The sequence below is a fragment of the Pseudomonas gingeri genome, from assembly GCF_013386165.1.
In the GTDB taxonomy this organism is placed as follows: domain Bacteria; phylum Pseudomonadota; class Gammaproteobacteria; order Pseudomonadales; family Pseudomonadaceae; genus Aquipseudomonas; species Aquipseudomonas gingeri_C.
The window spans coordinates 415,931-440,216 of the sequence record NZ_JACAOS010000021.1; the positions used below are offsets into that span (position 1 = coordinate 415,931).

The window sequence follows — 24,286 nt, forward strand, 5'->3', positions numbered from 1 at the left end:
GGTTTTCCATAATCCGGGAGTTGTCCATGTCCAAAGTGGTTCGTTTCCACCGTATGGGTGGGCCTGAAGTCCTTCAGATCGATGAGGTTGATGTACGTGCGCCCGGTATGGGCGAGGTACGCATCAAGGTTAAGACCTTGGGCCTAAACCGTGCTGAAGCCATGTACCGATCGGGCCAGTACACCTTCACGCCTGACATGCCTGCCATTTTGGGATATGAAGCGGCTGGCACCATCGAATCGATCGGCGAGGATGTGACTGGGTATGGCGTGGGCGATGAGGTCAATGTGATCCCGGCGTTCGCATTCTCTGAATACGGTATGTATGGCGAGCTGGTTGTAGCGCCAGTGCATGCGTTGGTGACGCAGCCTGCGGGCTTATCGTCCGTCGAAGCTGCAGCTACCTGGATGAAGTACGTCACTGCGTACGGCGCCTTGGTGGATATCGGTAACCTTCAGAAGGGTGAGACTGTGTTGATTCGTGCTGCTTCCAGCAGTGTGGGTCTAGCGGCGATACAGATCGCGAACTGGCTGGGTGCGATCCCAGTCGCGTTGACCCGTACAAGTGAAAAACGAGAGGCGCTTCTAGAGGCCGGTGCTGCCCATGTCATCGCGACTTCAGAGCAGGATCTTGTGGCCGAGGTAAACCGGATTACCGAGGGCAAGGGCGCGCGCATGGCCTTCGATCCAGTGGGCGGCCCTGAAGTGGCCAATATCCTGAGATCGCTGACATTCCTGGGGATTTTCTTCCAATACGGTGCCCTGGAAACCTCAGATATGAGCATCCCAGTGATGGAGGTGCTGGGTAAGGATCTGACAATCCGTGGCTATCAATTGTTCGAGATCACACGCGATGTCGACCGGTTGAACAGGGCTAAAGCCTTCATCACCGAAGGGCTAGAAAAGGGCGCGCTGCGCCCACTAATTGCCAAGACCTTCCCGTTTGACCAGATCGTTGAGGCCCATCGCTACATGGAGTCCAATGCCCAGATCGGTAAGATAGTAATCGAGATCTGACGTTAGCCTCGTTCTGAAGTTGCAACAACGGCGTGCCGAGTGATCGGCGCGCCGTCTGTGCTACGACGCCATTAACATCGCCTTTTCCTCTTGTGGCAACTGTCGCAATACCTGCCAGGTTGTGCGAAGTCGAGCAACGTTTCGAAGTTCTGCCGTATGCGTCCGGCCAACACACTGAATCGCCACACGTTTCGTAGACTCATTTAAGAGGCAATTTCTGTTCGAGAGCGGCCTGCCGTGAAAGGCTACTTCTGGCCGATTGCTGGCTGTCAAGAAGAGCAGCAGTCGACCCACTGCTGACGTCGGCGACAGGCAGAAATCGGCCGATTCTGTTGAAAAAGTCGGCTTCGGTTTCCACCTCAGAAAATACGCGTCTGAGATTGAAATCTGTGTTTTGCACAGTATGTTCAGAACTCAGATTTGGCGCAGCAGCATGCAAAAATAGTATTTTCACGGCCCAAAGAGTGGATGCCCAAGCAGGAGTGACTTTTTCAACAGAATCGGCCAATAGCTGCCTGTCGTAATCGACTGAAATCGACCCATAGCTGTCATTAAATTGAGGTAAGGAAGCGGGTTTCGAGGCCTACACTTACTGGCGGTAGCGCATTGATCAATACGACGGCGTCGTCGCCCTGGTTAAGGTAGACCAGTGAGTCACCGGTCTCGAACGTAACTCTGAATCCCGACAGCCAAGGCTCTTGCCCGTTGAAAGAGTCAAGAATTCCCTCAACTGCGCAAATTTTTGTGTTCTCGAGGTGGGTTGCTGATAGATCTGCAAGTAGGTTTTCCCTCTTCCAGGGGCAGGTCACGTTCGGCTCTATCTCGAAGGAAGCCGGTGTATCAGAAGGCAACAAGTCCGCGCCTACTCTCTCGCCATCACTCAAGAGATACATGGATAGAACTTCTCGCTCGCCAAACCGCCACTCTAGAGAACCTATTTCTCCCAGATCTTTCTCGTCGTTGAAATAGTACTGATCGTGCAGCAGCACGCTCAGCCGCTTTCCCAAAAGCGAACGTGCGTTTTGCAGGTCTAGGGCAGCTCTTGTAGGGGATGGGGAGTGTCGGCGATCGGGCACCTCATACAGTGGGAAGAGAGACAGATACTACACAAACGCCATTACGTCGGCTTCTGGCCGACCACTGCCGGTCGAGGCCGCCTAGTGTGCTGGTCAAGTCGAATGCAAATGTGTGGCCAGGTGGAGTGCAATTACGAAACCAATGCCAAAAACACAGAAAAATGTTAGCAATACAAAACCTATAAAAATCAGTATCTTATACTTTAATAACTGTTAGGGTCATTCAGATACAACGACGGCTGCGTGATCGCCCGTTCTGCTGATGCGAAACCCCACATCAAAATGGGCGAACCGTACTTTCAGATTCGGGACAAGATCCGCCAGCACGGCATCGTGCCGTTTTCCTCGAACTACGCGTTGTACGGCGACATGAGCCAGCGCGTCATGACGGTGATTGAGTCGATGGTGCCGGCGGTCGAGGTCTACAGCATCGATGAGGCGTTTGCAGAGCTGACCGGCATGACCGAGAACCTGGAGCAACTGGGGCGCCGCATTCGGGCCCAGGTGCTCAGGTGCACCGGCATTCCGGTCGGTGTGGGTATCGCGGGGACCAAGACCCTCAGCAAACTGGCCAACCACGGCGCGAAGAAGTGGCAGGCGCAGTTGGGAGGAGTCCTGGATGTTCGAGCACCGAACCGCCGGAAGAAATTGCTGAAGGCTTGCGACGTGTCGGACGTCTGGGGCATCGGGCGAAAGATGACGGCGCACCTGGAAGGCATGGGAATCAGAACCGCCTGGCAGCTCTCACAGGCCGATCCCTGGGTGCTACGCAAGCACTTCAGCGTGGTGATCGAGAAGATCGCCCGGGAGCTGGCAGGAACGCCTTGCCTGGAACTGGATGAGCCCAATGCACCCAAGCAGGAGATCTGCTGCAGCCGGATGTTTGGCAAGCGCCTGAAGGAACTGTCACCGATCAAGGAGGCAGTGGCCACCTACATGATGCGAGCCTCGGAAAAGCTCAGGGCCCAGCGGTCGCTGTGCAAGAAAATTCGGGTGAGCATCAGGACGGGGATGTTCAACCCGGAGGAGGCCAAGTACGCCAATGGAGTCGTGGTGGATTTGCCATACCCCACCGACGACGTACGCCTCCTGACCAGGGCGGCCGTCGATGCGCTCGATCAGGTCTTTCGGCCTGGGTTCAACTACAGCAAAGCCGAGGTCCTGTTGCTGAACCTCTGCCAGCAGGGTGAATACACCGACGACCTGTTCGCCGCCTCCCAGCCCGCGGAAGCCTCAAAAGTGATGGCGGTCCTGGACCAGATCAACGGACGCTGGGGCAGGGGAACCCTACGCTCGGCCAGCGTCCCAGTGAACCCGGAGTGGGGCATGCGCCGGGAGATGATGAGCCAGAGTTTTACGACGCGGCTGGATCAGCTCTGGAGGGTTTTCAGCCGCTGAGCGTTGGCAGTAATGAAGGTTGATCACCCTATCGCTGTGTAGCCGCACGCTTTGAATGCAATCTCTGCGTTTAGGCGAACTGCTGGTGAGCACAGTGCCATAGCTTGTGCACGTCATCGATCAGACTGACGGCAATCGATTCCCTCGTTTCCGGATCTCGAAGGTGCGCCAGGTCTTCATTGGATGGGGCATGGAGATTGACATTGACTCCAGGGTACTTCCAGAACAGGTGGCCAGAGTTGCGATTGCTGGGTGCGAGTTCTGGACTCAGTGAAAATAGGCGTTCCCGGTCTTCCGGGAACTGCTCACCGTCACAGTAGTAGCCGCAGTAGAGACGGTGGTTGAGCTCGATGTACACGCCACCCTTCATAAAATTGAAGGGGAAGTAGAGGCCGATGAATTTGCTGTTTTTGGCCTTTTTGTAATAGGCGGAAACCGCCTCCTTCGTGGCCGTGATTTCGGGCTTTCCGAGTTGCAGATACTGACGCTCTTGGTAAGCGATCATGCGCGCCCAAATATCGAGCTGTAGGTCGGCCAGTACGGACTTGAATGCATGGTTGATGTCGGCGATCACGAAGAGGTTCTCGCCCAGCAGGATCTGTTCTTTCAGCTTGCTCATGTAGATCTCGCCCTGGTCACTGGAGGTCAGCTTTTGGAGTAGTTCGATGTACTGGAAAATGCTTTCCCGCACGCCGGGCTCGCGGGCAACCAGTGGGATACAGTCCTTCAGCCAATCGATGATCTCGGCTTCGTAGTTGATAAGAATTACAGGCAGGGACTTGCGACTCTGCTCACTGGGTTCGGCACCATCGAGGGTGAGGTACGTGGTCCAAATCTCGCGGTAACCTTCCGCCTGCATCCGCTGGTGGTAGCGCCAGAGCTGCTCGTCCTGGTCGCCGGCGTAGATCTTGTTCTCGATGATCACGGCCTGCTTGGATGGGTTGCGGACCAGGATATCGATGTTCTGGTACTCAACCTCGACAGTTGCATGCTCTGAATCGAAGTTCTGGATACCCACTCGCTTCAACAGGAGATTCAGCAACGCTGTGCCCTGATTGTGGGTCGCCTTAGGGTCGAGCAGGAAGGCGAGGAAGCGCGAGTGAAGCCGAACCTCATCACTTGAGCTGCGGAGTACGGAGAAGAGGTTGAAGCCTGGCGGGCGCTGATACCGTGCTCGCAGCAGAGCCATCGTCTGCAAAAAGTCGTCCATGAGAGAGGGACCCTGATTAAGGCCGAGTGACTGCGCGCAGTATCAGGTAAATCACGCTCTGATGTAATGGCTCTTTCTAGTGAGACAGCGCCCGGTCGGCGATGCGAGGGCCGATGGTTTCAATCTTGGATGTTGCCAGTGGATTCGGGGTAGGTTTGAACCTGTGACGTGACTCCGTCCTACAGCCAAATCATATGGGTAGCAGGCTGGCACCGAAATGTCAGCCTTCATCTCCACGCGTGTTAAGCGAAGGCGCTTTTGCCGAGCTCGAAGCGCTAGCCGAACGTAGAGGCGTTGGTGATCATCACCTGTAGGGTGGGAAAATTGGTTTGTGTGTTAATCAGTTGGCTGGTGACAGCCAAGCCGGTAAGAGAGGTGGCGTTCACACTGCTAGATACTGGGCCACCGACAGGCAAGGACCAGGTCGGGTTGATTGTGCCGCCGCTAGCCGGTGTCAGCAGAATCTGGCCGCCAAGAGCACTGAAAGTGTTAGAAGTGCCATTCACATAGCTCTGCTGGCCTGCCGGTGTGATCTCGGAGCCGGGAGCCGGTGCTGTTGACCAGTTGCCACCCGTCAACACGCCATAGTTCACCAGGAGGTCGGTACCGCTGGCATTGATGATCGTGATGGTGAGTGCACGCTGAAAATCATCCATTTTTTGCCTCTCCTACATTGCATTTCCGCTTCGATTGAGCCGGTTCGCAGAGGGTAATCCGATTCCATGCAGACGCAACGTTTTGCTCAGTTATAAACCCTCGGTAATGAGGGCCTGTTCGTAGGCTTTGCCGCGATGGCTCATCATGGCCGTGGGCGTTTGTCACAGACATAAAAAAAGCCAGACAACGTCGGGCTTGAGTGAGGTGTTACCGTAGGGTGAGCCCAGGTCAGGAATCAACCCGCTCATCCTTGAGTGACAGGAGCTGATACGATATCGCTGGGTCCGTTTCCACCAGATTGAGTGTCAGCTCCAGGGAGGACTGCTTCGTGCGACGCCCGGTGTATAACCGCTGCTAGAGCCCGAAATGAAGCTGCCGATCATCCGGTTGCCGGTGATGGGCTTTGCTCACGGCCTGCAACAGATCCAACAGCCAACTCTCGTAGGTTGAGCCGCACTCCTCTACGCTGGCCTAGGCATCGGAGGAAAGAACGTGGTAATGGTCGTGCTAGGAAATTTTTGGGCTGCACAGATTATCGTGGTGAGGAACCTGGATCCTGTACACATAAGGAAACAAATATCGCCCCTCCCAACGGTTGCAAGGCGCGGGCTCTGGCTCAGTAATGATGCTGAGTCTGTGCTGTAAACAAGGGAGTGTACCCAACGATTTGCGCGATTAGCTCAAGTCAGCTTCCAAGATATTGACGGCGCCGCTTTACGTTCATGACACGTTATAAAGCCGCGCGAAGCAAGGAGCTAAAATATGACCGTACCTACACGTGCTGACATAGTGGCAGAGGCAGAGCGCGGCACATTGTTGGATGCTATTTTCAGAAACTTTTGGGGGTGTAGCTATCAGGACTATGATGCACTGACCGATGTCTTAGCGGATGCACATAACGATGGAGAAGTGGAGCTACTGAACGTATTGGAACCGTGCGCTCTCGACTTATTCCATGGACACGTGCGTGAGCATGGACGACAAATTTATGGAAGGCTTCTAGGAAAACTCAATACACCTGCCGCCTCAATTCTATTCGCATTCGATGCTCTGTACGAAGCAGATAATGTTGGTTCTGTGGTCGCGACAGATGCGCTGGGCGTATGGTGCTCAGTTTCACCGGAGCGCCCACTGGAGCTGCTTAAACTCATTGATGATGAATTCCCAAGCGCTGCGAAATATCATAGTCTTGCCATAGCCATTCGGTGCGGGCTCAGGGTAGATTCAGCCTACTTTTCTGATCGCGCGTATGAGTTCTTGGTCTCTGGCAGCGAGTTGCAGCGGATCGATGTCATCCGTGCATTGATAAGTGTCTCGTTCGTTGAAAACGATGAATGGATCAGGGTGCTAGGTGTTTTCCAGTCTTCTCTGACGCGCGAAACATCGGAAGAGGTTCGCAGCGCGCTTTTAAAAACGGCACTCTCGTGGTTTCAGTCAGCTCCTGTCGTACATGCTGAAACGATACACGATTTGGTGACTCAGGCGACGGCGCCCACTTCATCCAAAGTGGCGCGTGAAGTTGCGTATGCACTGGCTTTCAACTTCAAGGGCTTCGACATCACGGTAAGGGAGTCCTTGCTGAGTGTTCTCTACAGTATTAACCCAGACGTTGATACACTGAATTTGATTGACCTGGCGCTCACCCACTTCATTGAGGAGGGGAGCGCAGAACACGCCCGAAATTATATAGAGACATTGGTGCTTCGAGACGGAAAAAAATTCTCCTTCAGTCATTTTGACTCTGTCATCCAGGGGCTTCGTGATGACAAACCCAAACAGTTGGATGAATGGGTCGTTTCTTGGCTAATGTCGGGGGAGTATGCGCTCTGTCGAGAGCTCAATGACGGACTCTTCGATGGGGAAGATGAACACCGGTTTCAGATCGATTTCACGCAATTTCGGCTCGCCGAACTCGATTACGGTTTTGTTGCACGCAAGGCTATCGCAGCTTTTTTCTCGAAACCTATGAACATTGCAACGCTGATGGTCTCATTAGGGCGTTCTGCGTCGTTTGCGCAGATTAACGAGTTACGAGGGCTTTTGTTTGACCCTGTGCTCATCAATTATCCGAGCTTGGCCGAGAAATACCTCAGATCAGTGGCGGACGATAAGGAAGACAAGGCAAGCCCAATGGTTCGGCATGCTCTTGCTCGGTTGGATGATTACTTGAGCGGGATAGAAAAAATTGGCTTCGTTCCTGAGTTCCAACCATCCGAAAGGGAGCGCCAGATCGAGTGGCAACTTCGCTCTGATAGTATGGCCGATGCCATGCGTAAGGGGACTAAACATTCATTTCTAGCAGATTTCGTTTCTCATCGGGTATTGCTCTATGGGAATGGCATGGTGAGTTGGGTCAAAGATTTATCTGCGTCAGTTCAACAAGGTGGGCGGCCGTCGCTTCCACTTCGGCGGATAGAGGTTGAGCTAAAGACCTATAGCCGCCAATTTGAGTTGCCACGAGAAGAAATTTTGGATCCAGCAGGCCTTCGCAGCACGCTGCTGAATTTCAAACTTGAGAGGCGCTCTCAATGAAACTCGTTTTTCGACAATATCTCGCCTCGCTACGTGAGCGTCGCGAGTTGGATGTTGTCTTGCCTGACTTATTAAGTGAGCTAGGCTACAATGTTATTTCGCGTCCGTCTGTGGGAACCCGTCAGTATGGTGTAGATGTAGCTGCATTAGGGGCGGATGAAGGCGAGGAGAAAATATTCCTTTTTTCCATTAAGCAGGGCGATCTGACACGAGCCGATTGGGATGGGACGTTGCAGGCACTTCGAAGCTCGATTAATGAAATTCTCGACTTCTACATCCCTGTGCAAATCCCAAAACAGCATGAGCATCTGAAAATTGTAATTTGTTTATGTTTTGGCGGCGATGTCCAAGAGGCCGTGCGCGGTAATTTGAACCAATTCATCAAAGCGCATTCGAGTGACAGGATTTCCTTCCAAGAGTGGAACGGCGACTACCTAGCTGGGCTTCTGAGCGAAGGAATTCTTCGACAGCAGTTGGTTAATGAAAACCTTCGCAATAGTTTCCAGAAATCTGTCGCGATGTTGGATGAGCCTGAAATCGCTTTTAAGCATTTCTCTCAGTTGGTCATGGGGCTGATGTCTGCTAAAAACGAAACGCCACAGGAGCGGCTCACAAGCGTTAGACAAATCTACATCTGTCTCTGGGTGATTTTCGTTTGGGCGCGGGATTCAGGTAATCTGGAGGCGCCCTATAGAGCTAGTGAGCTGGCAATCCTACAAGGGTGGCAGCTTATTAACGGTGATATTGGACATGATAGGAAATTTTCAGAGGACATAGGAATAACTTTCTCTGAACTGGTTGATCTACATTTTCAAATTTGGGACGAATTTCTTGGTAACAAGGTGCTACCCTTTGTTCAATTCAGGCACGCTGTTTCTTCTGCCGTAAATTCCGGATGTGCTGTCGATGTTAACCTTAAATTATTTGAGACGCTTGGAAGATTGTCTCTTCGTGGTTTATGGCTCCTTTGGGGGCAAAATTCGGCTGATATTCCTTGTGTATGCAGTGATGGAGATTTAACCAGGGCGAGTGCTCTTGCGGCGCAAATTTGTAAACTCATCGAAAATAACCGTTGCTTACTTTCCCCGATAGCTGATGAGCAATCCATTGATATTTGTATTTCGCTCATATTTTTGTCCATGATTAAGGAGTGGCAACCGCTAGCCCAAAGTTACTGCGATGCTCTAATAAATAATTTCCTGTTCACCTATAATACGCATGGCCAGTACCCTACGATCCAAGGGAGTTATCGAGAGTTGATCGATCATCCTCGTGAGCAGAATGATGAGCACCGTGAAAGCCAGACTAAAGGTAGCACCCTCATACCTATTTTGGTTATCTGGGCATCGTCGCTCGGGGAAACAGAATACACTCAGGTCCTTTCCGAACTCGTCAACGAGCGACTTACGCATTGTAATCTGCAACTGTGGATACCAGGCGCTGATAGCGAAGGTAGGGTATACAGCGGTAATCTTGGTCACGGTATGGCGCTCACAGACATCCCTATAACCGCAGACGGTAACGCTGCCATTGAAATGATCGCTACTGAGTGCGCTCGCGATGAGCACTTCAACGCGCTATCTGCTATCAAGCTCAGTCACTGGCCTATTCTTGTCATGGCGTGTAGGCATTACCGACTACCTCCTCCTCCCAACCTCTGGCTACCGTTGCTCAAGCAAGTAAGAGCCCTGCCCGAAGGGGCCGCAGTCTCTACTGGCTAGAGTCCACTGAACGAAAATACCGCCTACTCGCCTGAAAAGGCGGGTAGACGGTCAGTGGGCCTCAGCCAAGCTGGGGCAGGGTGGGTTCAACGGGCAGTAGCAGGGAGGTGAATCTCCTGTCTGCCGAGGTGACAATCCAGAGCTTTTTCACGGCTCCAACATCCACTTCGTATTCCGAGAACAAGCTGGCGCCGGTCAGCACCGCCCGTTCGTTTTTTGCCCTGTCCGATCCAGATAACTCTCCCCAATCACCGCAGAGGTGACGGTCCAGATACGGGGCTATGTCCAACAATCCTTGTTGTATGAGTGCCTCTACACCCTGGGTCATCACGAGCTCGCCGAGAGCAAAGAGCTCTCCAGGAATCCGCTTTTCAAGCGCTTCGGCCTCCTGCTTGAGCATGAGGTTCAGCACATTCTGTTCGTCGTCCGAACGGTCTACGACCAAGCTTAGTTTCAACCAGGTTTTTGCCAATCGCTCACCCGAGGAGGGAAAGCATTCATGGCTGAAATCAAAGAACAATGGCTCATCATCCCAACGCTCCTGAATGATGGCATTGCGAACGGCCTGAAGCACTGCAGTCAGGCGATAGCCCTGTTCGGCGATGTTCAGTGGCTGCGCTATGTAAACACTCTCATGCCATGCCCTCGGCGTGAAAACGACAGGCAGGTTGAGCAATGCTTCCTGTTGCGGTGTGAGTGCATCTAGTTTCATAGGTCTCTCCAGGGAAAGCCCAAAACGGAGAGACACTGCGCCCGGACGGGGAGTGTTCCCCGCATGGGCAGAAATGGTGGTGTATCAGAGCGACGCAGGCAACGCCCACATCTTGAAGCGTTTAAACCACAGGCCGAAACCTGCCGGTAGAGTGGTGAAACGATGAATCAGAACGTCCATTCTTTAACAACATAATCGAAGGCGAATTTTCCTAATGGAATGACTATGAAAGCGAAAATTATGCCGAATTTCCAGCATGTGACAGTCATTTTCTTATCAACGTCAGCGGTTAAGTCCGAAATGGATTTTTTCAGCTCGTTACCTTGCTTTTCAATTGCAAGCCGAAGTTCGCCTCCTTGTTTTTCCATAGCAAGTCGAAATTCGCTGCTTTGTTTTTCCATCGCAAGAGAGAAGCTGTTGCCCTGTCTTTCCATTGCAAGCCGAAACTCATTGCCCTGTTCCTTCATCTCCGCGCGAAGCTCGGTCCCCTGGGTAACAATCGCTTGGCTGAGCGTATTTATCTGCACGGTATGTGTTTTGACCGTGTCGCTAATTTCCTTGATCGAGCCACGCAACTCTCGACCTAGATCTATGGTTTTTTGAACCAGCTGTTTCTCCACCCGTATCAGATCGGATTTTGACGCTACTGTTTTCATTTCGGTCTCCCAAGCCTCTACAACGGCTCTGGCTTTATCCGGTGGTACGCTGATGACTGACAGCGCGTTATACAGAGTCATAGATCTGCTCATGGTGTCTCCTGCTCAATGAATACGTGACGAGGAGGCACCACCTGACGGTAGGACTCCGTCACGGTGGGGTGGGGCATTCGATCGGCGAACATGTCGGCGACTGTTCGCGCTTCCGAATGCTGGGCGAACTAAGGATGATCAATGTGCTATTTGCACACCGTGGCCTCGAAGATCACGACCACTTGGGAAGGTGCTGCCAACGACAGCGAACCAGACCAAATCATCGATCCAAACTCACTGGTCGAGATAGCCAGCCGCTTCCTGTGTAAATGTAGGAAATGGCCTAGCTAGTTGCGCGCAGATATACGCGGGCTTCGCAAGGCCGCGCGGGGAGCGGCGAGGGCTGTTTTTTGTACAGGAGGAAATATTTTTGTATCGCACGCTCTGTCACTGGATCTGCCTCATGGATACGCCGCTTAAGCCGGAGCACTTCGCAGGGAAGGGCGCCGATGTCTATACCGACGCCCTGACATAACCTCAACTGTTCGCTGCTGCATTGCGTGGAAATGCCGATTTAGGGTGCCTTATCGACACGGCTCATTTGTAGCGTCGCAACCTCAATGTCGGTTGATACTGGCGTCAGTACCGACGGCCAAAGTTTTACTTTGGGACGAAAATAGTTATCAGTAGGACCAGCCCCGAGCTTATGCCAAAAAACCAATGCCAGATATTTTCGGACCTTTGTTTCCTGACCCTGTCGTGTTCTGCAATAATTTTAAGTGCGGTTTTATTAGCAATTTCATTGCTGAGGTTGTCTCGCTGATCGTTGAGGGTTCTGCTGAGTGTGGCGATTTTTTCGCCTTGTTGTCTAATAGACGTGTGCAGCTCTCTGATCGAGGCACATAACTTATCGCCTTGATTTGAAATTTCTCGACTCAACAGACTTTCAGTCGAACTCAGATCATATTTCGATGCTGGATCTCGCACTACGGTCTCCTATGCCGCTGACAGCGGCCATGGTCTTTTTGGGGTGTCTATTGACGACTGCTCACACGGGTAAAGGCTGGGTGAGCCTCAACCGATCAATGAGCCGTTAGTGCAGGTTGGCTATGAAGAAAAACCACCTGGGAAGAAGCTGTTGCTAGCCGTCATCCAGATCTAATAGTCGGGCCAAACCCGTTGACTGAGATAGCCAGCCCTTTCTCGGCTGATTGTAAGGAGATGCTTCGTTCTTCGTGTGCAGACGATGTGTTATCGGCTGGAGGGCTGAGCGAATTTTAACGAATTTCTCGCGAAAACAAGCGACTCACAACGGGCGCATGCTTTTCTCCCATGGTGCGGCGTTTTTTCTGACAGCCGATTCTTAGCGGAGGCACTACATAATTAGGGCACCACAAAATTGAGCGGTTGTGGTGAGGCATTATTCGATGAATGACCGATACGGCTTCGCAAGGTCGTAGAGGAAAATTGAAGCAGTCCGTTCAGACATCACTGTCTATCAGCCATTAGAGGCGATAGCGATCACAGGGAGAACATACAAATGGATTTGAGTCCTGATGTCACGAGCAATGGCACCTACACGGTCCAGCTCAACCTGAGCAATGAGCAATTGCTATCACTGTCTCTCGGCCTTGGAGGCGAGAGCGATCAAGGGGAGGGCAAACACTTGGATTTCGATCCTGATGCCACGGGGTATGACACCTACACGATCCAGCTCAAACTCGATCCCGAGCAATTGAGGATGCGTGGTTTTCTGTATGAGCTGGTGAGTCGCCTTGAGGGCTGGGCCGGTGTCGAGGTACTGAAAGTCCAGCTTCGAGGACAGTGTGAAAGGACATAGGGCTCGCTGGATGGCTGAGCTTTGAAGACGGTCGGCTTGTCAGTCAGACCGTAACAACCATGGAGTGGTGGAGGTACATGTGCATTCTTTGAATCTGGCTGTCGCCTTTCAGATTATGAGTAACATCAAAAATGGCCAATTGCGCAGCTGCCTGGCGATGGGGTTTAAGCAGAAGGATCTGAAAAGCTTGATTGACCCCCATAAAATAGGGGCCCTGGCGAACTCATCGGTTCCCTGGTTCAGGGTCGTCGTGGATGGAGCCGTCGTCGATCGGTTGCTGGCGCGTGCCAACAATATGGATGACGAAAACGCGATCTACCGCGCGCTCTGCCTGGGAGCGAGTGCGCGTATGATCGGTGAGCTCTTTGGCTTGACGCACAAGGAAGTTGCCGCCCGACGGAAATTTCTGGGGATTCCTCTTCGTAAGGGGCGCTGGCGCTTCGTCGAAGCTGAGGAAGAGACCCGCCTTTGGCAGCACTGGGCCCGACTGACGAAAGAGCAGGGGACGGACGTGCGGGACCTGCGATCCGTGTTGGAAGTTGCCATGTCGATGGCCGAATGCGAGCTCTCATTGAGCCTGTGCATGATCTGGTGCGAGGTCCGGCGCTGGATGGCTGAGGAATTGGTGTGAGGGCTTGCTGATTCGGTCACCGCTGTATGAGGCGGTTACCGTTCGGGTCAGGGGAGCATGGCTCCCTTCACCCGATCCTGCGCGAGAGCGGCCGCAGGCACGCCTCAGTCAGACCTGACTGATTCAGCCCCGTGGTTGATGAAGTAACGACAGGCGGGCTATCGGCGGCTGATAACGATAGGGATGGTTGGAGTGATGGACATGGAGCGTGAGCACAGAACGGCCGGTAGCACCGCGGGTGTTGTCACCCACGTTGTACCGATTGGGGAGTACGGATTCATTAAGGGGGAAGACGGCGAGCAATACTTTTTCCATCTTCAAGACGTCGAAGGGAGAGCGTCTCTGGCAACGGGACAGAATGTCACGTTCACGCCTACATCTTCCGCCAAAGGCTTAAAGGCAAAGCGTGTGATTCCTGGGCTTGGCCCGACAACCATCTACGTGGATCCGAACGACTTCGTTTGGTCCAAAGGCGGTCCGCCGAAAGGCATGCGGACGGTGCTCATCACCGGCAAAGGCTGGAGTAGATCCAGCGACCCCAACGAGGCCCGCCGGCTGCTAATAGAGACGGCCAGGAAATGGGGGGCGAACGCGGTGCTGCAGGCCTCACTGTCCAAGTACACCGAAGAAGAAGCCGGCTCGAACTACCGATACACGATGCATCGGTTTGACGCTCAGTTCGCTGTCGTGAAGGCAATCAGAACAACCTCAGACCCTCAGCTAGTCGCGGACTCAAAAGCGCAGATGCAAGCGTTGCAGGAGTGGTGGAGGCGACGCAACGCACAACCCTTGGAAGATGAAATCAAAAATCAAGGACCTGCCTATCGCATTGGCAATTGGCTGGGCCGATTCTCGGGCCGCTACCTCAGGTCTGAGGTGATCGCCGTGAGTTGGCTGAAGAACAAAGGTTTGCCAGCCATTTTGGCGGCCGTTTTGAAGTGGTCGGCGAGGCTGTTTTTTGTTGGAGTGTTTCTGTATTTCGCGTTTTGGGTTGCGGTCTTGATGATCGGGCTTTTGGCACTGGGCAGTATTTGGAGAGATGAGCCAGACGCTGGTGGGGAGGCAGTGCCTTTAGATCCAAACGAGGTTTGCCTTGATCCCTATTCATCTGAAAATCTTAATGATCCAAAGTTTTGTCGTGACGAATAGGGTTTAATGTCTTTTTGAGTTTCAAGTCGCTTTTCGGATTTTATTATGACCTCTCTGCTGTTGTCACTCTGTTATTGAACGTCAGTGGTCACATTTTGTTGTTCAAAGAAAGTCGATCTGTCTGGGTCTGGACTGATAGATACGACGTGGGAGCGGAGGCGGGTAAGGTAGTGCCGTGTGGCCTTTCAAGGTGATACTCGTTCGGCACCCTATCAATTAAAAGGCTAATCCGTCGGCATTTGCCGAAAAGACCTACAGGCGCAATTTTTGATCATCTGCAAAGCTGATCTGAACAATCGCACCCACCATTTGGAGTGGGCGAAGAACGGAATTTCAACGCGAGGTCCACAGCATGGTAGCCGAAACGAAGAACAAGGGGCTTTTCTATCGTATGGGGCAATGGATTGCCCGGGCGTCTGGCCGCTATTTGAGATTTGAGGAAAAGGCGGCTCGCTGGATGGGGAAGAAAGGCTCGCCGCCAACAATGAATACTATGATTTTTTTAGTGGTTAGGTTGGCCTTGATTGGAGGCTTCTTGTATTTGGCGTTTTGGATTGCGGTCTTTGTTATAAGTCTTTTTGTCCTCAAGGAAATGCTAATGGCTGATTTGGATACTGATGAAGATATAGTGGTATTTGATGGTGAAAAGCTATGTCCTGACCCTTATGCTCCTGAGAACATCAATGACCCAGCCTTTCACCATGACTTATAGATGCCGGTTATTATTTTTTTGGTGAGGTTTTTTTCATTTTGCTCTTTATTTTGCTCGAACCATTAGCTCCTTGTTGCTGGGCACCATTGGTACCATCTGACAACCCTCGAAGGGCTGCTCCTGTATTGATTCCAGCCCAAGTTAATGCTGTCATCCAAAACGTCGGCAATATAATGAATAACGCCGCCATCACATAATTCAACAGCCAGTCGGCCTGCATGTTGTTCAGGCCCAGGAGGGGGTTCAGATTGGCGTGAGGGGATGTGAACCCATACAGGGCATCCAAAATGGTGGTGTCGATCCAGCGGGCGAGTTGAAACCAGAAGTCCACAAAGATCATCGCGAACTGCACCATAGAGACGGTGACCGCTGCCTTGAGGTCATAGGTGCTGAACATCAGCACCAGCGGTATGCAGATCACCAACGCCATTTTCAGTGCCGCCATCACCATGGGTAGCGCCTGGCGCACGACATCCATCGCGGGGAAGTACACCATGGCTCCCGCCCCGACCCCAACGGCACCGGTCACACGGCTCATGTCATTGAACATTGAGCCACCCACTTGCCCGCCGTAGTCGCTGTAAACCTTACCCAGGGACATCCGTTGGTTGGCCGGCGACACCACCTGCCGAATGATCGCGTCGTTCACCTCTTCCTGACTCACGAAGTTGGCCCACTGAACAAAGCGTTCCAGCAGGCTGCTGTCGATCTGGGTCAACAACCGAGCCCGTAGCCCCTGGTCACTGTCGGCCCACCACTGGTTGCAGGTCGGGTAACCGCCGCCATGACTGACCTCGGCCAGTCCCATGTCCCGGACCGGGTCGTAAGGCCACTCGGTCCGCGGGGTCTTGGAGTGGTAGGTGTCGTAGTACCCGGACTGCTCGTTGAAGTAGCGAGAACCCATCCAGTTGATGTCGTGGGTCTGCTCGTCGCTCAGGGTCGGGCGGCTCATGAACAGCTTGGCCCGGGCATAGCCGTAGCAGTCGTTGGTGAAGTCCGCGACTTCCTGGGTGAGCACCGTGTCATGCAACCGGGTGGTGTTGACCTGCATGCGCATCTGCCGAAGGTCCGTGCCACAGGGGATGGCGGCCACCGCCGCACCGGTCACCGCCTTGGACATCGAGTGCACAAACCACCACCACACCGGCACACGGGCACTCTGATTATTCAGGGAGGTGAAGGAGCGCCCCCACCCGGTGTCCTCAGGCGCAGGCACCTGGTACTGACACTGCTGCGAGCGCGTGTCGTCAAACTGCAGGGTGGTGAGGTTGAGTTCAATGAAGGGCACCCCCGCAAACATGATCACGGCCGTGGCCAGCCAGAGACGGCTCTCGATACGTGTGCTGGCCAAGAGGCCTTTGTTGCCCTCATCGGCGCCTTCGTCACGGGCCTTGAGCCACTCTTGAAGCAGGATCGCAAAGATTGGCAAGGCAAAGAGCCCTGAGTCCATCAGCACATCCCAGATGCCGTTACCGACCAGCCAACCCACCAGGGTCAGGTAGTACTCCAGATAATCGTTGGTGTAGAGCGTCATGTCAGCCTCCTAGCTGGCTGTGGGCACGGGACAATTCCATCAGCACAAAGGCCAGCCCCACCGCGATCTCGGCCCTGCGCAGCCCTGGGCGAGCCTCGGGGTCCCGGCTGATCAGCCGGGCTCGACAGCACAGCCACCCCCACAGCACGAGGCTGTAGAGTGCCACCCGCCAGACCAGGAAGTACCCATAGGACTCGGCGCGCCAGGCCTGCCAGGCGGGCAGGCTGTGCATCAGGTAAATGCCCCCCAGGTTGAACAGCGCTGCCACGATGACCACCAACAGCGCCACGGCGACAGGCCACCAAACGCCTGCACCACGAAATCGGAACGGTTTGTTTGGGTTCATGGTTGGGAGCTCCGGGTGCGGCGACTGGTGGTGTCCTTCTCGGCCTGCTCGAGGCGGTTGGTTTCCGGGTCGCCTTCGTAGATGGTGCGCGAGTTGTCCTTGCGCTCGGTGTGGCGCGCGATGATGGCGGCGGGGGCATTGCTGGTGAGCGAACGACGCAGTTCCAGCTCGGTGCGCAGGTTGGTGATTTCCTGTTGCAGGGATTCACGTTCCTGGTTGACGGCGGTGGTGGCGATCTCGTTGGCGGCGACGTTGGGTTCTTTCTTACCGGCCAGCAGGGTGCGCTGCAGCAACAGGGCTTTTTCCAGGATGCTGGTCACGGCGATCTCAGAGGCCAGGCGCTGGGCCAGCAGCTCCTGGTCGGGCTCATCACGCAAGGCGGTGATCACGCCCCGGGTAATGGGCATGGAGCTGCTGCCCGCGGCCGACAAGTTGTCATGGTTGGGCGGCTTGCTCCCCGTGATCAGGTCTTGCAGCGCCTGGAGCTTGCCCTCGTATTCTTCCTGAATCAGCGGCGTGAGGCCGACACCGGCGGTGGCACTGCTCTTGGTGCAGTTTTCACAGGTCTGTTGTTCCACCTCGCCCAGCACCCGGTTGGCGAAGGCTGCCGCTTCGTCCGGGGAGCGCCAGGTGCCGCACAGCATGCCGTCGTTGCAGTCGACGGGCGCAATGCTCGACGTCTCGGTGGCGCTGCGCCCATTGAGGAGGTTGTAGCCGGCCTTGGTCACGGTGCTGACCACCCGAATGGGAGGCTGGCCCCGGCCACCGGCTTTGTCACCGCCCACCCAGGGAACACCGGTGTTGCCCTTGTCCGACTCGGCCTGGGCGGTCACTGCAACGGCATCGCGGTTCTGGCCGATGGCTTCCTTGAGGGCCTGACCTTCGGCCAGCGACCCCCAGCCGCTCTGGTTGCCGGCCACGGTGATCATGCGCTCGGCCATGGCGCGGCACGTCGCCTTGGACCGGTCGAAGTCCAAGCGCGCTTGCAGAATGCCGTTGGTGAGCAGGTTGTACAGGGCCGGGTCCGCCCGCTGAATGATCAATGCCGGCAGCGAAGCGACCGCCCCGGTGGCGTTCTGAATCAGGCTGCCCATGATGCTCTGAAAGCCATCGGTGAGCCCATTGAGCTGATTGTGCAGGGTGGTGGACAGGTCCATGTTGCCGCACATGAGGTTGCTGTTCCAACCCACGCCCACACCGATGCTGCGCATGTTGCCGGCACGGCCCATGGACACGGCACTGCCACCACCGATGTGGTACAGCACCGCATCACCGATCACGTTGCCGGAGCTGCTGAGGCTGGGGGAGGCCGCGAAGGCGAGGGGGCTTGAGAGGGCGGTGAGCAGGGCCAGCCAGGGGCGGGCGCCGGGCCGGTGAAAAACTGACATCCAAGTCATGGTAAGGCTCCGTTGTGAGGGTGGGATCAGTGAGGACCGGTGCTGCCGAGAAAGGTCTGTCCTTCTCGTTTGCAGCAGGTGTAGGGACGCCACAGCGACCAGGCGTAAGCGCCATCCATGGCCTGGACGCGCGGGCCGGGGTCTGGAAAGACCGAGCAGGAAGGGCTGGGTACCGGTGCCAGTGATTGCCACTTGCCCGTCAGGGGATCGGATTCGCGCAATTCCCCCGCCGGCCAGTAACCCGGGCTGGGCAGCGCCAGGAGCGGCCGGTACACATGCACCTGGCCCGGTCGGGTCACGATGTCCCCGGCGCGCTGGGCCATCACGGCCGAGGCCTTGTGGTCGTCGGGCTGGTGCAGAAAACCGCTGCGTGGGTACACGCTGCCCCACAGGTTCAGCGACAACCGGCTGCCGATCTCACGCAGGCCTGGGATCAAGGACTGCGGGAACACGCTTTCCGGAATGCCGTGGCGCCAACCGAGCGGGTCCAGGGTGCTGAGAAAGTTCGGGGTGTAGGGCGTTCCTGCCCCCGCGCAGGTGTAACCCGAACCGCTGGCAAAGGCATTGAACGCCGCGATGCCCGGGTGACCGATCACATCGACGTTCTTGAAGACCGAGAGGTTGTTCTCGTGGGTGTTGTTGGTCGTGCCACTGCCACCGCCCTGGGCTGTCGGGTTGACCGGGCTCAGCAACCTGACTTCCGTCCAGGGATTTTCGCCGGTGACGGAATAACTGGAGACCACGGCATCGGGCACGTAATGCCGGACCTTGGCCGAGGTGTTGACGTCGCAGCCGAAGGTGGTGCACCGCAGCCAATAGCACACCCCCACGACCTGGTAGTCCAGGCAGTCTGGGGAGGAGACCGTGGGCACGATGGTGGCGGTGTTCAGGGCAAGGCTCAGGGCTGAATAGGGAAGGGCCAGGACGGCCAGTCCCCAAGCGGTCACACGCGAGCGGACGACACGACGGCTCATGGCTGCGCCCTCCTGAACTGCTCGATCTTCGCCAGCGCACGTTCAACGTTCGGGTCGCCGTAGACGACGTAGTGCTGATCAACCACCACGGCCGGCATCTTGGTGATGCCCAGGCGCCAGGCATCCACCACGTCCTGGTGCGCCTGGCTGATCTCGGCCGCGGCCTCGGTGGTCATGTTGGCTTGAAAGAGGGCCTGTGCTTGAGCGGGGTCTGCCGGCAGTCCCTGGGACAGCGCCACTTCCAGGTGATCAAGGCGATCCAGGTGAGTCACACGAATGTCCTCGGCCACCTCAACAGGGTGAGCCGAGTCGGTGATGACCCAGGCGCTGGCGAAACCAGCGGGGGGAACGATCAGCAGGGCAGCAAAGCCAAGTGACCGAGGGGAGGGCAATAGCATCATGAGAAGTCTCCGGGTAACAGAAACCCGAATCCTGCTCAAAATGCGGAGCGATCGCAGCCATGAAACTGGTTTACGTGCGACAGGTTTTTTTTGAGACTCATCGGAGGTGACCGGGCAAGGGCATCGAACTTGACTCGTGTGCCTCGTGACCATGGACGGCCGAAGCGGGCTTGATCAAGATCAAATTTCATAGTTTCGTGCTGATCCAGCCGTGTTCATTGAAGAGCTTCAACCTTTCTAATAAGCCGCCGATATGCCTTATTGTTAATCGCTTTTATATGGAAACCGTAAAATGATAGTCATCGATACGAAGGTAATTGCAGCATTCCGTGTGTTGCCAGAAAGTCAGCCGGATGAAAATGCATTTGACCGCGTCCCGGTCTAGTTGGAGCATTGCGACATTGAAGAGATTGATAAGATTGTGAGAGGAGCTTGGGCTATTTGATGCGAGCTCACCTGGAAATAAGCATTGCGTTTACACCCTGGTAGAGCCTAAGTAAAGCTTAGGCTAGATGCGCCTTGAGAATTTCGGGATGCTTGTAGGGATATATGTTGATAGAGGCTAACACATCAGCGCCCCGAAAGGGGCGAGCTATTGCGGCTACCATTTCTTCAATTCGAAAAGTCTTTAAAGTGGAGTAGCGATGATAAAATCGGAAGATACTACTGCGGGGCCACCGCTGAGATATAGAACGATCATGATTGATGCAGCCGCTCAATGGATAGGTTGGTTGGAAGACTACCCGGGCTGGAAGGAGTGGAAACGTGCCCGATTAAGCCGCATCCTCTATGATGACGACTTGTCGCCAGATGCTGACGAAGAGGGGCAAAACGCATTTGTTTTTTCTGAGGTCGTAGAGCGGCAACATGCGGTGGTTCTCCAATACCTGTGCCTACAGCAAACAATTGCCGCTCTCAAAGAATGTGAGTACTATTTCCGAAGGTTTCCTTTTTACGGTTTGCCTATCACACACTCCGATCACATTACAAATATTTGTGAAATGTATTTTGGACGTTTCTATGAGTTTAGGGAGCGCCTTAAGAAATATCTTAACGTGCTAACCGTGGCGGCCCCTACACATCGAATTGATATTGGAAAATTTATAAAGCTCTTCGATAAGGAATTTGATGGCGAATTGAGAGCTCGGCACTCGGTACATCACCATGAGCGATTTGAGGATCAGGCTATAGATCGCGTACTCATCGCACATATCGCCTCGACTGTCCGATCCGAAGATGGGTGGAAAGCGGAGCGCCAGGCGGCCTACCGAAAAGTGACACGAGAGTGGGCCGCTCGTGTCCGTAATCGCGGATCCAAGTTGGATGAATTCATGGAGGTCGCTGCTCAGTTGACCCTCAGTAGCTGTCACTTTCTCTCGGCCCTAGGCCCTCCTGATGGCTCGAACTCTTGATTGTCCTCAGCAAAGGAAATGCGAGAGCCAAGATGTAAGGTCCATACTTATGAAAGTCGCCGGGGGGGGGGGCTGAGCGTTTATCAAGGGGGAAGGGGCGGATAATCGCGACATCATGCTAGCGGTAGGTTTATCAACTTATTGAGATTTCAACGTCGAAATCGAAAGTACTGTTTGTGTTGTTTTCAAATGTTTGGCCTTGAAAAATATTTACCGAGTTGCACTAAGTCTGGCTATGAAGAAAGCGCCGTGTTATACATATAATTCGCTGATCAATCAGTATCGAGAAGCATAAAAATTTCCTTGCGTTGAGGGCTATTACGATGGGTTTAGGCTCACCAGCATCCCGGACGAATGGCAAAACCACGGCCACAGAGGGACTGCGTCCAACGTTTAAGGGAGGCCTCGCTCGGGTATCAGAGTCGATTTAGTTAATCGAATAATAAAATTGGTACTGCTCACTCACAAAATTTCCTGCTTAGGGGTTGTATGGATATTCAAGTCAATAAAAAAATGAAATCGAATGCGATTCGCTCTTATATTTTTGATATGTCGAAAATAAGAGTCGGTGACATATTGCTAAGCACCACCGAGAATTGGAGGAGCACCGTAATCAAAAGCGTGACTCGCTCTGGGTTTAGTCACGCAGCAATTTTTGTGCACGACGGAGGGGTACTAATTGAGTCTGTTCCTCTTGGCGTAAAGTTGACGTCAGTGTTGGGCAGGGCTGTAAGAGATAAAGAAAGCATAAAGATACTTAGATTGCGTGAAGGAACTAATAATGCCGATATGAGTAGGTTGGCCGAGATTGCCAAATCACATCTGTATAAAAAATACTCGTTAAAAGGCGCTTTGTTGTGCGCTGCGCCTTTTGAGTCTTATGAGCTGGGCGCCAATGAGCTGTTCTGCTCGCAGTTGATTGCGGAGAGTTACGTAGAATTTGGATTTCCATTATCGGATAGTGCGCCTCAAAAAATCTCCCCTGGGGATATACTAAAAAGCAATCGGCTGATCGATGTAAGTGAAGAGGTGTTAATGGAGGTGGTGCATGATGAAATGTCCGGCTTGAGTTATATTGAAGACGGTGCTAAAGATGATCTGGGAGGTGATATTAATAAGCTGATCAATGAAATTGTAAGCAGTACATGTGATGCATGCGTTTTCATCGCAGAGTGTCAGCCCAAGTCTCTCGATGAGATCAGGTATATACTGCTTTTTGGCGCAAGAAGATATACGTCGTCTCAAATGTCAATGCTGGAGCAGGAGTTTGATAGAAGTTTGGCGGATAAGTTGGAAGTGCATCTTGAACTGTTGCGAAAGGTTTATAGTGTGTCGTTTGATGAGCCCCGAATAACGAAGATATTTATTGAAAGTGGGCTGGCTACGGAGCATGAGTTGAAACTCCGTCGCAAGTTGCTTTGCGATGCGGTAGAGGCTCATAAGCACAGTATCAGTCAAAGGATACAAGATATTAGTAGTTTTAGAGTGTGGAGAGTCGAATCTGAGTCCGAGAGAGAGATTCCAGCTTTGACTAAAGTTGACGAATTTTACATCGGGTTACTTGAGGATGAGAAGCTGCTGCTGGATTCAGCAGAAAGAGGTGCACAGATCATAACTGACTATCTAGCTGAGTCTAACATCTAGTGTGCTGTTCTCGAAACAATTTTCCTGTGATATTGGCTACACTTCTCCTGCGCATCCAGCGCTCGGGGGAACGCCAATGAACGCCCAGGAAATTGTTCTCAGTCCAGAAGAGCAGTCCGAGTTGAGCCGCCGAGTTCGTTCGGCCACGATCAGTCAACGCGACGGTCGGCGTGCCCGAGTGATCCTGCTGGCAGCCCAAGGCTGCTCGCGAGTGGAGATCGCTCGCCTGACCGGACTCTCACTGCCTACGGTCACCAGTTGGTGCCAGCGTTTCCAAACCCTGCGATTGGACGGTTTGATCGACAAACCAGGGCGTGGCCGCAAAAGCTCGTTGCCCGAAGAGGCCGTGCGCCGTGTTCTGGAGAGCGTCACTCGGCCACCGTTCGGTGAGCCAAGGTGGAGTTGCCGCAGCATGGCGCGAGTCGCTGGGATCTCGGCCACGAGCGTCCATAAACTGTGGGCCGCCAATGACTTGAAACCCCACCTGACCCGCACCTTCAAATTGTCCAATGACCCGCATTTCGAAGAGAAATTCTGGGACGTCATCGGGCTGTATCTGGATCCACCAGACAAAGCGCTGGTGCTCTGCTGCGATGAGAAAAGTCAGGTTCAAGCCCTTGAGCGAACTCAGCCGGGACTGCCACTGGGCATCGGTCATATCCGAACTCAAACACACAATTATGTGCTCCATGGCTTACGGCACTGGACTATCTTCAGGGGCGCTTGATCAGTTGCATTGAACGCCAGCACCGGCATCAGGAGTGGCTGGCGTTTCTCAAGCAGATCAATCGTGAAACGCCCAAACATCTTGAGCTGCATCTGATCGTCGATAACTACGCCACCCACAAACATCCGGCGGTCAGGGCGTGGCTTGCCAAGCACCCGCGCTTTCACATGCATTTCACCCCGACCTCCAGCTCATGGATGAACATGGTGGAGCGCTTCTTCCGCGACATCACGGTCTACCTGCGTGAAGGTAGCTTCGGCTCGGTACGTGAGTTGGAGGCTTCGATTATTGCGTTCATGGCCCTGCACAATGCGCAGCCAACCCGCTATGTCTGGAACGCAAAAGGAGAGGATATTCTGAACAAGATACAACGGCCCGTGAGGCAATGGCCTCACAGGCTAATGGGTAAGTTATTTCGAGAACAGTACACTAGGTGGTGACGGGCTGTCAGGTCGCCTAGATCGGCTGGGGCAGCTTTTGCTGCTGCCTTTTCTGCAAAGGAAAGGGC

At 53.9% G+C, this 24,286-nt stretch carries 19 protein-coding genes and 2 pseudogenes; 11 read left to right on the top strand and 10 right to left on the bottom strand.

Annotated elements, in window-relative coordinates; genetic code table 11:
* The first annotated feature begins 26 nt into the window (after window positions 1-26).
* Window positions 27-1,016 (top strand): zinc-dependent alcohol dehydrogenase family protein, encoded by a 990-nt coding sequence (locus HX866_RS27035; protein ID WP_177097184.1) that lies wholly within the window; start codon window positions 27-29, stop codon window positions 1,014-1,016.
* 551 nt (window positions 1,017-1,567) lie between these two features.
* Here the strand turns inward: HX866_RS27035 and HX866_RS27040 are convergent.
* Entirely contained in the window at window positions 1,568-2,005 is a 438-nt protein-coding gene (locus HX866_RS27040) for a hypothetical protein (protein WP_371319290.1), read from the bottom strand.
* A 318-nt stretch (window positions 2,006-2,323) separates the two neighbouring features.
* On the opposite strand from HX866_RS27040, the pseudogene umuC reads away from it, so the two are divergent.
* A pseudogene (umuC, locus tag HX866_RS27045) lies at window positions 2,324-3,490 on the top strand (translesion error-prone DNA polymerase V subunit UmuC); the annotation flags it as partial.
* 70 nt (window positions 3,491-3,560) lie between these two features.
* Here umuC and HX866_RS27050 read toward each other — a convergent pair.
* Both HX866_RS27050 and HX866_RS27055 read right to left on the bottom strand, forming a co-directional pair.
* Window positions 3,561-4,700, bottom strand: coding sequence for a PDDEXK-like family protein (locus tag HX866_RS27050; RefSeq protein WP_177140758.1), 1,140 nt, complete (start codon window positions 4,698-4,700; stop codon window positions 3,561-3,563).
* Between the two features lie 275 nt (window positions 4,701-4,975).
* Window positions 4,976-5,356: a hypothetical protein gene (locus HX866_RS27055; RefSeq protein WP_177140759.1), complete on the bottom strand. Its 381-nt coding sequence runs from the start codon at window positions 5,354-5,356 to the stop codon at window positions 4,976-4,978.
* A gap of 763 nt (window positions 5,357-6,119) precedes the next feature.
* Here HX866_RS27055 and HX866_RS27060 point away from each other — a divergent pair.
* Together HX866_RS27060 and HX866_RS27065 are read left to right on the top strand one after the other, a co-directional pair.
* Window positions 6,120-7,889: a hypothetical protein gene (locus HX866_RS27060; protein ID WP_177140760.1), complete on the top strand. Its 1,770-nt coding sequence runs from the start codon at window positions 6,120-6,122 to the stop codon at window positions 7,887-7,889.
* Window positions 7,886-9,610, top strand: a complete 1,725-nt coding sequence (locus HX866_RS27065; protein ID WP_177140761.1) for a chemotaxis protein — start codon at window positions 7,886-7,888, stop codon at window positions 9,608-9,610. The genes HX866_RS27060 and HX866_RS27065 overlap by 4 nt, the downstream gene beginning before the upstream one ends.
* Before the next feature lie 61 nt (window positions 9,611-9,671).
* Here the strand turns inward: HX866_RS27065 and HX866_RS34485 are convergent, their stop codons facing one another.
* Window positions 9,672-10,322 (bottom strand): hypothetical protein, encoded by a 651-nt coding sequence (locus tag HX866_RS34485; RefSeq protein ID WP_256345015.1) that lies wholly within the window; start codon window positions 10,320-10,322, stop codon window positions 9,672-9,674.
* A 167-nt stretch (window positions 10,323-10,489) separates the two neighbouring features.
* Window positions 10,490-11,071, bottom strand: a complete 582-nt coding sequence (locus HX866_RS27075) for a hypothetical protein (protein WP_177140762.1) — start codon at window positions 11,069-11,071, stop codon at window positions 10,490-10,492.
* Between the two features lie 1,480 nt (window positions 11,072-12,551).
* Here HX866_RS27075 and HX866_RS27080 point away from each other — a divergent pair.
* The 4 genes from HX866_RS27080 (at window position 12,552) to HX866_RS27095 (ending at window position 15,343) form a co-directional block, all read left to right on the top strand.
* Window positions 12,552-12,851 carry a hypothetical protein gene (locus HX866_RS27080; RefSeq protein ID WP_177140597.1) on the top strand — a complete coding sequence of 100 codons (300 nt, stop codon included), beginning with the start codon at window positions 12,552-12,554 and terminating at the stop codon, window positions 12,849-12,851.
* Window positions 12,852-12,930: 79 nt separating this feature from the next.
* A complete protein-coding gene (locus HX866_RS27085; protein ID WP_177097169.1) occupies window positions 12,931-13,482 on the top strand; it encodes a DUF2857 domain-containing protein in 552 nt (183 codons plus the stop codon).
* A gap of 201 nt (window positions 13,483-13,683) precedes the next feature.
* Window positions 13,684-14,631: a cold-shock protein gene (locus tag HX866_RS27090; RefSeq protein WP_177140763.1), complete on the top strand. Its 948-nt coding sequence runs from the start codon at window positions 13,684-13,686 to the stop codon at window positions 14,629-14,631.
* A 352-nt stretch (window positions 14,632-14,983) separates the two neighbouring features.
* The gene (locus HX866_RS27095; protein ID WP_177140764.1) at window positions 14,984-15,343 is read left to right on the top strand and encodes a DUF3742 family protein; all 360 of its coding nucleotides are present in this window, start codon (window positions 14,984-14,986) and stop codon (window positions 15,341-15,343) included.
* A gap of 10 nt (window positions 15,344-15,353) precedes the next feature.
* Here HX866_RS27095 and HX866_RS27100 read toward each other — a convergent pair whose 3' ends face one another.
* From HX866_RS27100 to HX866_RS27120, 5 genes are read right to left on the bottom strand one after another with little or no spacing between them, the layout of a single operon-like run.
* Window positions 15,354-16,877 carry a conjugal transfer protein TraG N-terminal domain-containing protein gene (locus HX866_RS27100; protein WP_177140765.1) on the bottom strand — a complete coding sequence of 508 codons (1,524 nt, stop codon included), beginning with the start codon at window positions 16,875-16,877 and terminating at the stop codon, window positions 15,354-15,356.
* A gap of 1 nt (window position 16,878) precedes the next feature.
* On the bottom strand, window positions 16,879-17,223 hold the full coding sequence (locus HX866_RS27105) for a hypothetical protein (RefSeq protein WP_177097163.1): 345 nt from the start codon (window positions 17,221-17,223) through the stop codon (window positions 16,879-16,881).
* Window positions 17,220-18,620 carry an integrating conjugative element protein gene (locus HX866_RS27110; protein ID WP_177097162.1) on the bottom strand — a complete coding sequence of 467 codons (1,401 nt, stop codon included), beginning with the start codon at window positions 18,618-18,620 and terminating at the stop codon, window positions 17,220-17,222. Before HX866_RS27110 ends, HX866_RS27105 begins: the two co-directional genes overlap by 4 nt.
* 26 nt (window positions 18,621-18,646) lie before the next feature.
* Window positions 18,647-19,594: a TIGR03756 family integrating conjugative element protein gene (locus HX866_RS27115; protein WP_177140766.1), complete on the bottom strand. Its 948-nt coding sequence runs from the start codon at window positions 19,592-19,594 to the stop codon at window positions 18,647-18,649.
* Window positions 19,591-19,995: a TIGR03757 family integrating conjugative element protein gene (locus tag HX866_RS27120; RefSeq protein ID WP_177140767.1), complete on the bottom strand. Its 405-nt coding sequence runs from the start codon at window positions 19,993-19,995 to the stop codon at window positions 19,591-19,593. The genes HX866_RS27115 and HX866_RS27120 overlap by 4 nt, the downstream gene beginning before the upstream one ends.
* 698 nt (window positions 19,996-20,693) lie before the next feature.
* On the opposite strand from HX866_RS27120, the gene HX866_RS27125 reads away from it, so the two are divergent.
* From HX866_RS27125 to HX866_RS27135, 3 genes and pseudogenes are all read left to right on the top strand, one after another.
* Window positions 20,694-21,407 (top strand): hypothetical protein, encoded by a 714-nt coding sequence (locus tag HX866_RS27125; RefSeq protein WP_177140768.1) that lies wholly within the window; start codon window positions 20,694-20,696, stop codon window positions 21,405-21,407.
* Window positions 21,408-21,896: 489 nt separating this feature from the next.
* Entirely contained in the window at window positions 21,897-23,051 is a 1,155-nt protein-coding gene (locus tag HX866_RS27130) for a YiiX/YebB-like N1pC/P60 family cysteine hydrolase (RefSeq protein ID WP_177140769.1), read from the top strand.
* 76 nt (window positions 23,052-23,127) lie between these two features.
* Window positions 23,128-24,187 (top strand): annotated as a pseudogene (locus HX866_RS27135) (IS630 family transposase).
* The last annotated feature ends 99 nt before the right edge of the window (window positions 24,188-24,286 follow it).

Excerpts from the sequence above, each read along its gene's own strand:
- HX866_RS34485 (WP_256345015.1), bottom strand. The coding sequence starts at position 10,322 with ATGAAACTAGATGCACTCACACCGCAACAGGAAGCATTGCTCAACCTG.
- HX866_RS27090 (WP_177140763.1), top strand. The coding sequence starts at position 13,684 with ATGGAGCGTGAGCACAGAACGGCCGGTAGCACCGCGGGTGTTGTCACC.
- HX866_RS27055 (WP_177140759.1), bottom strand. The coding sequence starts at position 5,356 with ATGGATGATTTTCAGCGTGCACTCACCATCACGATCATCAATGCCAGC.
- HX866_RS27115 (WP_177140766.1), bottom strand. The coding sequence starts at position 19,594 with ATGAGCCGTCGTGTCGTCCGCTCGCGTGTGACCGCTTGGGGACTGGCC.
- HX866_RS27035 (WP_177097184.1), top strand. The coding sequence starts at position 27 with ATGTCCAAAGTGGTTCGTTTCCACCGTATGGGTGGGCCTGAAGTCCTT.
- HX866_RS27105 (WP_177097163.1), bottom strand. The coding sequence starts at position 17,223 with ATGAACCCAAACAAACCGTTCCGATTTCGTGGTGCAGGCGTTTGGTGG.
- HX866_RS27075 (WP_177140762.1), bottom strand. The coding sequence starts at position 11,071 with ATGAGCAGATCTATGACTCTGTATAACGCGCTGTCAGTCATCAGCGTA.
- HX866_RS27130 (WP_177140769.1), top strand. The coding sequence starts at position 21,897 with ATGGATATTCAAGTCAATAAAAAAATGAAATCGAATGCGATTCGCTCT.
- HX866_RS27060 (WP_177140760.1), top strand. The coding sequence starts at position 6,120 with ATGACCGTACCTACACGTGCTGACATAGTGGCAGAGGCAGAGCGCGGC.
- HX866_RS27120 (WP_177140767.1), bottom strand. The coding sequence starts at position 19,995 with ATGATGCTATTGCCCTCCCCTCGGTCACTTGGCTTTGCTGCCCTGCTG.
- HX866_RS27080 (WP_177140597.1), top strand. The coding sequence starts at position 12,552 with ATGGATTTGAGTCCTGATGTCACGAGCAATGGCACCTACACGGTCCAG.
- HX866_RS27050 (WP_177140758.1), bottom strand. The coding sequence starts at position 4,700 with ATGGACGACTTTTTGCAGACGATGGCTCTGCTGCGAGCACGGTATCAG.
- HX866_RS27065 (WP_177140761.1), top strand. The coding sequence starts at position 7,886 with ATGAAACTCGTTTTTCGACAATATCTCGCCTCGCTACGTGAGCGTCGC.
- HX866_RS27095 (WP_177140764.1), top strand. The coding sequence starts at position 14,984 with ATGGTAGCCGAAACGAAGAACAAGGGGCTTTTCTATCGTATGGGGCAA.
- HX866_RS27125 (WP_177140768.1), top strand. The coding sequence starts at position 20,694 with ATGATTGATGCAGCCGCTCAATGGATAGGTTGGTTGGAAGACTACCCG.
- HX866_RS27100 (WP_177140765.1), bottom strand. The coding sequence starts at position 16,877 with ATGACGCTCTACACCAACGATTATCTGGAGTACTACCTGACCCTGGTG.
- HX866_RS27110 (WP_177097162.1), bottom strand. The coding sequence starts at position 18,620 with ATGACTTGGATGTCAGTTTTTCACCGGCCCGGCGCCCGCCCCTGGCTG.